The sequence below is a fragment of the Mesorhizobium sp. 2RAF45 genome, assembly GCF_052115225.1.
GTDB classification, from domain to species: domain Bacteria; phylum Pseudomonadota; class Alphaproteobacteria; order Rhizobiales; family Rhizobiaceae; genus Mesorhizobium; species Mesorhizobium jarvisii.
In genome coordinates this window covers 223,920-231,338 of the sequence record NZ_JBFRGG010000009.1, presented here as the reverse complement: position 1 = coordinate 231,338, position 7,419 = coordinate 223,920, and the positions used below count along the sequence as shown (strand labels likewise).

Annotated in this window: 7 protein-coding genes; 2 read left to right on the top strand and 5 right to left on the bottom strand. The window is 63.6% G+C overall.

Annotated features, from left to right (window positions below; all coding sequences use genetic code 11):
* Window positions 1–254: 254 nt before the first annotated feature.
* Both AB4Z43_RS22920 and rocF read right to left on the bottom strand, forming a co-directional pair.
* On the bottom strand, window positions 255–1,310 hold the full coding sequence (locus tag AB4Z43_RS22920; RefSeq protein ID WP_064986349.1) for an ornithine cyclodeaminase: 1,056 nt from the start codon (window positions 1,308–1,310) through the stop codon (window positions 255–257).
* A gap of 2 nt (window positions 1,311–1,312) precedes the next feature.
* On the bottom strand, window positions 1,313–2,245 hold the full coding sequence (rocF, locus tag AB4Z43_RS22915; RefSeq protein WP_019860107.1) for an arginase: 933 nt from the start codon (window positions 2,243–2,245) through the stop codon (window positions 1,313–1,315).
* Window positions 2,246–2,379: 134 nt separating this feature from the next.
* Between rocF and AB4Z43_RS22910 the strand changes: the two genes are divergently transcribed.
* A complete protein-coding gene (locus AB4Z43_RS22910; RefSeq protein WP_027047193.1) occupies window positions 2,380–2,820 on the top strand; it encodes an Lrp/AsnC family transcriptional regulator in 441 nt (146 codons plus the stop codon).
* A gap of 213 nt (window positions 2,821–3,033) precedes the next feature.
* On the opposite strand, the gene AB4Z43_RS22905 is transcribed toward AB4Z43_RS22910, so the two are convergent.
* On the bottom strand, window positions 3,034–3,708 hold the full coding sequence (locus tag AB4Z43_RS22905; protein ID WP_441939013.1) for a GntR family transcriptional regulator: 675 nt from the start codon (window positions 3,706–3,708) through the stop codon (window positions 3,034–3,036).
* Window positions 3,709–3,885: 177 nt separating this feature from the next.
* Window positions 3,886–4,734 carry a LysR substrate-binding domain-containing protein gene (locus tag AB4Z43_RS22900; RefSeq protein WP_441939012.1) on the bottom strand — a complete coding sequence of 283 codons (849 nt, stop codon included), beginning with the start codon at window positions 4,732–4,734 and terminating at the stop codon, window positions 3,886–3,888.
* A 48-nt stretch (window positions 4,735–4,782) separates the two neighbouring features.
* Here AB4Z43_RS22900 and AB4Z43_RS22895 point away from each other — a divergent pair, with 48 nt between their 5' ends.
* Window positions 4,783–5,826, top strand: a complete 1,044-nt coding sequence (locus AB4Z43_RS22895; protein WP_441939011.1) for a bile acid:sodium symporter family protein — start codon at window positions 4,783–4,785, stop codon at window positions 5,824–5,826.
* Here the strand turns inward: AB4Z43_RS22895 and AB4Z43_RS22890 are convergent.
* Window positions 5,823–7,385, bottom strand: a complete 1,563-nt coding sequence (locus tag AB4Z43_RS22890) for a GMC family oxidoreductase (RefSeq protein WP_441939010.1) — start codon at window positions 7,383–7,385, stop codon at window positions 5,823–5,825. The two genes, AB4Z43_RS22895 and AB4Z43_RS22890, sit on opposite strands and share 4 nt — an antisense overlap.
* Window positions 7,386–7,419: the final 34 nt, after the last annotated feature.

The following is a 7,419-nucleotide window of genomic DNA, read 5'->3' as shown; positions in this document are numbered from 1 at the left end:
GGAGACGATCATCCTGCCCGACGTGCCCGAAATCATCTCGCCGATCATCTATGCGCTGCCGATCCAGATGCTGGCCTACTTCGCCGCCGTGTTCATGGGCACCGACGTCGACCAGCCCCGAAACCTGGCGAAATCGGTGACGGTGGAGTGACGGCAACGTCGATGGCCCTTCATCTCGTCGAGGGGACGTTCGACAAGACCCGCAGTCACTATCAATGCCTGCGGGATCGCTCGCGGCATCTCATCGGTTCTTGTTATGCCGCGGTCTGCATGGCCGCTCTCAGCAGCATGCCATAGAGGTCGCGCGGTTCGTCCGGATCGGCCAGCAGATCGAGCTCCTCGTAGAGGCCCGTTGCCTGCAGCTGGTCGCGCACATAGCGCAGCGCCGAAAAGTCCTCGATGGCGAAGCCGACGGAATCGAACAGCGTGATCTGCTTGGCGTCCCGGCGGCCTGGCACCTTGGCGGCGATCACTTGCCAGAGCTCGGTCACCTGATGGTCGGGATCAAGCTGTTGGATTTCACCCTCGATGCGTGTCTGCGGCGGGAACTCGACGAAAATGTCGGAGCGCAGCAGGATATCCCTGTGCAGTTCGGTCTTGCCGGGGCAATCGCCGCCGACGGCGTTGATGTGGACGCCGGAGCCGACCATGTTGTCGGTGAGGATGGTGGCGCATTGCTTGTCGGCGGTGACGGTCGTGATGATCCCGGCTCCTTCGACCGCTTCCTGCCCGGTTTCGCAGATGGTGATGTCAAATCCCATGGCAGCCAGGTTCTTGGCGCATTTCAGCGAGGCGGATCGGTCGATGTCGTAGAGCCTGAGCCGGTCGACGCCGGTCAGCGCCTTGAAGGCGATCGCCTGGAATTCCGACTGTGCGCCATTGCCGATGATGGCCATGGTGCGCGCGCCGCGTGGTGCCAGATACTTGGCCGCGACGGCGGAAGTCGCGGCGGTGCGCAGCGCCGTGAGAATGGTCATTTCGGTGAGCAGCATCGGGTAGCCGCTGCCGACATCGGCAAGCACGCCGAAAGCGGTGACCGTCTGCAAGCCCTGGCGCATGTTCTTGGGATGGCCGTTGACATACTTGAAGCCATAGAGCCGCCCGTCGCTTGTCGGCATCAGCTCGATGACGCCGTCATGGCTGTGTGATGCGATGCGGGGCGTTTTGTCGAAAAGCTCCCAGCGCCGGAAATCTTCTTCGATGTAGCTGGCGAGCTCGGTCAGGAAGCGCTCGACGCCGATGGCAAGCACCAGCTTCATCATACGGTCGACGCTGACGAAGGGGACGATGTTCAGCTTTGCCGTGGTCATGATCAAAAGCTCCCGGAATGGCTGCGGGTCGGGCGATCCATGATGCGGCGGCCCATCAGGCTCGCCGTCAGGTCGACCATAAGCGTCGCGGTTCGGCCACGCTCGTCCAGAAAAGGATTCAGCTCGACCAGGTCGAGGCTGGAGACGAGGCCGGTGTCGGACAGCATCTCCATCACCAGATGCGCTTCGCGGAACGTCGCGCCGCCAGGAACCGTGGTGCCGACAGCCGGCGCAATCGACGGGTCGAGAAAGTCAACGTCGAGACTGACATGCAGCAGCCCGTCTTCATCAGACACGCGCGCCAGGAAAGCGCGCAGCAGCGGCGCGATGCCATGTTCATCGATGGCGCGCATGTCGTGCACGGTCACGCCCGCCTGGTTGAGCGCGCTGCGCTCGGCCGGGTCGACACTGCGCAGGCCCATGGTGCAGATACGCTTGGGATCGACCGCCGCCGGCAGATCCGGGAAATAGCCACTGAAACCTGGCTGGCCGCTGGCGTACGCGAGCGGAACACCATGCAGATTGCCGCTGGCGGTGGTGTCCAGAGTGTGGAAGTCCGGATGCGCGTCGAGCCACAGCACGAACAGCGGGCGCCCGGCCTCGGCGGCGCGGCGGGCGAGGCCAGACACGGTGCCGGCCGAGATCGAATGGTCGCCGCCGAGAAAGATCGGCATGGCGTCCTCGCTCGCCGCGTAGGCTGCCGCTGCGATGGCGGATGTCCAGGCCGATATTTCGGGCAGGGCCTTCAGGGCGAGGTTGCCGTGCACGACGCGCCTCGCCGGCATTGGCTGGACGGCGCCCATATCCTCGACAGCGTGGCCGAGGCCGGACAGCACCTCGGCAAGCCCCGCCGTCCTCAGCGCACTCGGCCCCATTTCGCAGCCCATTCTGCCGGCGCCGTCCTGCACCGGCGCCCCGACGATCCTGCAACGCATTGTTTTTCCCGCGGCCAAAGTTCGAATGGTCGACAGGAGATCATGGCGAGCCGGCAATATGAACAGAGAGAATTGGCAGTTCGCGAAGCATAACCTATCATAATGGCGGCAGAATTTATCGAAATGGTAATCTGATGGATGCTTTGGACGAACGGCTCGTGACCTTGCTGCGACATGACGCCCGGCGCAGCGTGTCGGACCTCGCCATCGATCTCGGCGTCTCGCGCGCCACGGTTCGGGCACGCATGGAGCGGCTGGAACGGTCCGGCGACATCATCGGCTACACGGTGGTGCTGCGCGCCGACGCCGTCGATCAGCGCATCCGCGGCATCATGCTCATCGAGATCGAGGGCCATGCCGCCGACCGCGTGGTCCGGGCACTGGGCGGCTTCCCGGAAGTCTCGACCATTCATACCACCAACGGTCGCTGGGATCTGGTGGTCGAGCTCGGGACGGCATCATTGACCGATTTCGATGCCGTGCTACGGCGCATCCGACTGATTGCCGGCATAACCGGCAGTGAAACGAGCCTGCTCCTGGCCACGCCGCGCACGACGCGAGCACGACTGGCGTAGGTACGCGTTCAATGAAGACGCTGGTGGCCGAGGAAGTTCTCCCCGACGAAGCCGAGGGCAAATCGTGCCGATTTTGGCACGGCTGATGACGGCGAGCTCCTCGGGCCAGATCGCGCATGGACGCGCTTGTATTCAGCGATCGCCTCAGCCCTTCAATCCGATAAACAGTCCCATTCTTCGCATGTGTTGATCCGTTGCGATCGATGGCGAGCGTCAGCCGAGAAGCTCGGCGGCGACTTCGAGTGTGTTGCGGAGCGACGTCTCGAGATGGTTCTCCATCGCCTGCGCGGCGCCCTCGGCATCGTGGCGCTTCAGCGAGTCGAGAATGACCTCGTGCTGTTCGATCGTCTGTTCGCCGTAGCCGGGCTTGGGAATGGCGAGATAGCGGCCGCGGTCCATCTGTGCCTTGGAGATATCGACCGCCCGCCAGATCATCGGCAGGCCGCAGATCTCCGCAATGGTGCGATGGAAGACGTCGTCGAGCTGGATCGCGGTGGCATACCGGCCGCGCGCTATGGCGAGCTTGTGCGCCGCCATATTGTCCTCCAGCAGTTCGGCGGACGCCGGGGTCATCTTGGCGGCGGCGCGCCTGGCGCTTTCCATCTCGAGCGCCCGGCGGATGACATAGGCCTCTTCCAGGTCGGCGCGGCTGATCGGCGCGACATAGGTGCCGGTCTGTGCCAGGATTGTCACCAGGCCTTCGTCGCTGATGCGCTTGACCGCTTCCCGCACCGGAGTGCGCGAAACGCCGAGCGCCTCGGCGATAGCCACCTCGTTGATGACTTCCCCCGGCTTCAACTGGCCGACGACAATCAGATTGCGGATCTTGTGATAGATTTGATCGCGCAGCGGCAGCGCCCGATTGAGCGTCGAAGGATCCAGGTCCATGGCAAATCCGTATCTTCGTTCGCCTGAGATGGTCAATATTAGAATGTCAAATACAACGCACCAGGGACAAGGGGCCCAGGGCCTCCCGAACAGCTAAGAGGCATCAGCCAGGCGCTTCCGGGCGTGAAGGCTTCCGTCCAACGTCAAATTCGCCGCCGGCATCCCCAACGCAATAGGTCAGCGCAGACCTCTCACCTTGGTCAGAATATCTTCCGACAGCGCCGAGACGAGCGCCCTGTCGGCACCCTTGCTGGGGATAAGGACAAATTCCACATCCTCCAACGGCGGCAGGCGCCCGGATGGGATCTCCTTCAAACCCGGGGGCGACATGCTTTGCGGTTGCACCAGAACCCCCATGCCGGCACGCGCGGCGGCCGTCAGCCCGCTCAGGCTGCCGCATGTGCAGACAATGCGCCACGGCATGCGGTGCCGTTCGAGCACTTCCAGCGCAATGCTGCGCGTGACGCTCGGCGCGGGGAAGGCAATCAAAGGCAAGGCCGCGAGCGACAGGACGTGTTCCGGATCGCGGGCGAGCCAGACAAGCGGCTCGCGATAGACGAGCCGGCCACGGCTGTCGCCCAGCCGGCGCTTTGCCAGAACGAGATCGAGCTCGCCATTGTCCTGCATCTGGTAGAGCACGCCGCTCAACGCGACGGTCAGTTCAAGATCAACGGATGGGTGGGACCGGACGAAATCCTCCAGCACCAGCGGCAGCCGCCTCGTCACCAGGTCCTCGGATACGCCGAGCCTCAAAGTGCCCCGCAGCCTCTGCGCGGTGAAAAGCGCCTGCACCTGTCCCTCTATCGACAACAGGGTCCGGGCATGGCCGAGCAGGGCTTCGCCGTCTGGCGTCAGCACCACCTTGTGCGTATCGCGGGCCAGCAACTGCCTGCCAAGCGCGGCCTCGAGCTTGCCGATGTGCTGGCTGACGGTGGATTGCCCGAGCCCCAGCCTCTCCGCCGCGAAGGTAAAGCTTCCCATCTGCTGGACGGTGACGAAGCTGCGAAGTTGGACCAGATCGAGCATTTGTATCCCAAATCACGATAACTGTTATTCATTGTATCTTGTTTTGCAATGCGTAAAAAGACGGCGTCGCCACTCTGGAGCGAACATGTCATGCGCCGCTTTCTGCCGGACACCTTTCTGATCCTCCTGTTGTGCACCGTCGCGCTCGCGTCGGTCGCACCGGCGACCGGGACGTTCGCGGGATGGTTCGCGATCGCGACCAATCTTGCCGTGGCGCTGCTGTTTTTCCTGCATGGTGCGAGGCTCTCGCGCGATGTCGTTGTCGCCGGCCTGATGCATTGGCGCCTGCACCTGGTGATCCTTCTGACGACCTTTGGCCTGTTCCCGCTGCTGGGTCTGGCGCTTGGCTACCTGCCGGCTTCGATCCTGCCCAAGCCGCTTTACCTTGGCATTCTGTTTCTCTGTGTCTTGCCGTCGACGGTGCAGTCATCGATCGCCTTCACCTCGATCGCCGGCGGAAACGTCCCCGCGGCCATCTGTTCGGCTTCCGCCTCCAACATCTTCGGCATGTTTCTGACACCCTTGCTCGTCGGCCTGCTCTTCTCCATAGGTGGCCATGGCGGATTTTCGTGGGATGCGGTGAGCCAGATCCTGGTGCAGCTGCTCCTGCCTTTTGCGCTCGGACAGCTGCTGGAACCGCGGATCGGCAACTGGATACGCTCCCGCAAGACACTGCTGATGCCTGTCGATCGCGGTTCGATCCTGATGGTCGTCTATCTGGCCTTCAGCACGGCGGTCGCCGAGGGGCTTTGGCACATGTTCTCGCTGCGCGACATTGCCGTGGTCGTTGTCGCCGACATGGTGCTGCTCGGCCTGGTGCTTGTGCTGACGACCTATGGCAGCCGGCTTCTGGGCTTCGACAGGGCCGATCAGATCACGATCACCTTCTGCGGTTCGAAGAAGAGCCTGGCGAGCGGCGTGCCGATGGCCAATGTGATCTTTGCCGGCCAGGGTGTCGGCGCGATCGTTCTGCCGCTGATGCTCTTCCACCAGATACAGCTCATGGTCTGCGCCATGATCGCCCAGAAATATGCCAAGGCGGCGCGCCGGCCGACGGTTCTGCCAGCCGAGCCGACGGCCTCGGTGGCTTAGCGCCGTCGGGCGAAAGTTTCGGCGATCGCGAGGACCGCGGCATGAATCGGTCCCGCGGTGAGGTTGGGCATGATCGACGCGTCCACGACAAAAAGATTGTCGAGCGCCTTGAGCCGCAGATTTGCATCGACGACGGCGTCCGGGTCCCTGCCCATTCTGCAGGTGCCGCAGGGATGGTGGTGCGTGATGACCGATCGCGCGATGAAGTCGTCCATCTCGGCCGCACTGTTCAGCGTTCCTGGCAGGAGTTCGCGCTCTCGCCAGCCGGCGAGTTCCTCTCTGTGCCCGATGGTCCGTGCTGCCTCAAGTGCTCTGCGAAACCGTTCGCGGTCCCGATCAGTTTGCAGGTATCCCGGGTCGATGATCAACCGGTCGCCGAGCTCAGGCCCGCTGATGCGCACGCTGCCGCGGCTCGTCGGATGGGTGATGCCGAACAGCAGCGAGTAGGCGGTGCCGGCGGCGGGTGCCTTAAAGCGTTCCGACACGATCGGCGCGACACCGCAGCCAACGACAATTTCAGGCTGCCCGCCAGCGGTGAAGCTGTCAGCCCGCATATAGGCCATCGATTCCGAATGTTGGAGGCGCGATGGCGGCACCGGCTGGCGGGTCGCGTAAAGGTTGCCGGCGCCAAGCAGGTGATCCTGAAGGTTTCGACCGATGTCAGGCATATCGATCAGGCAGCCGACGCCCGCCGCATCGAGCACATCGCGCGGACCGATGCCCGAACGCATCAGCAAGGCCGGGCTTTCCAGCGCTCCGGCACAAAGCACAATCTTGTCCGCAAACACTTCGGCCGAACCCTGTCGCCCCACGACCTCGAGGCTGCGGACCTGATTGCCCTCCAGCTTGAGCCGCTGCACTCGGGAGCCCGTGAGGATGGTCAGGTTCTCGCGGCCTCGAACCGCCTTTGTGAGCCAGGCGTCCGCCGCCGTAACCCGGCGCCCGTCGCGAATGTTCATGGAGTTCGGAGTGACGCCGATCATCTCTCCGCTGTTGTGGCCTTCAAGGCGAGGCAGACCCAACGATGCGCCTGCCTCGATGAAGGCGCGAGCAAGTGGACTGACTTCGTCCGCCGGCAAATGGATCGGCAACGGCCCACCCTTGCCGTGAATGCCGTCGCCACCAAGCGGATGGTCTTCGATAGCCTGGAAAACGGGCAGAAGTTTATCCCAACTCCATCGGCGATCCCCGGTCGCGTCGACCCAGGCCTGGAAGTCGGAAGGATGACCGCGCATGTAGCCCATCGCGTGCAGGCAGCTCGATCCGCCGATCAACCGCCCGCGCGCCCAATGATGCACCCGGCCCGCGGTGCCGGCTTGCGGCTCCGTGCGATAGTCCCAATCGTAGCTGCGGCCCTGAAGTGCCGGCCAGGCGGCGGGGTTCCAGATATCGGGATCTGTCGCCTCCTCGCCTGCCTCGATCAGCAGAACGCGGCTGCCCGGATCTTCGCTCAGCCGCGCGGCGAGCAACGACCCGGCCGACCCGCCGCCGACGATGACGATATCGCAATTCGGTGCGTGCTCAACATTGGCCCTGGTCATCCTCACTCCATCTGCCATTTGCCGGTTGCGATAGCCGTCATGTCTGACACCG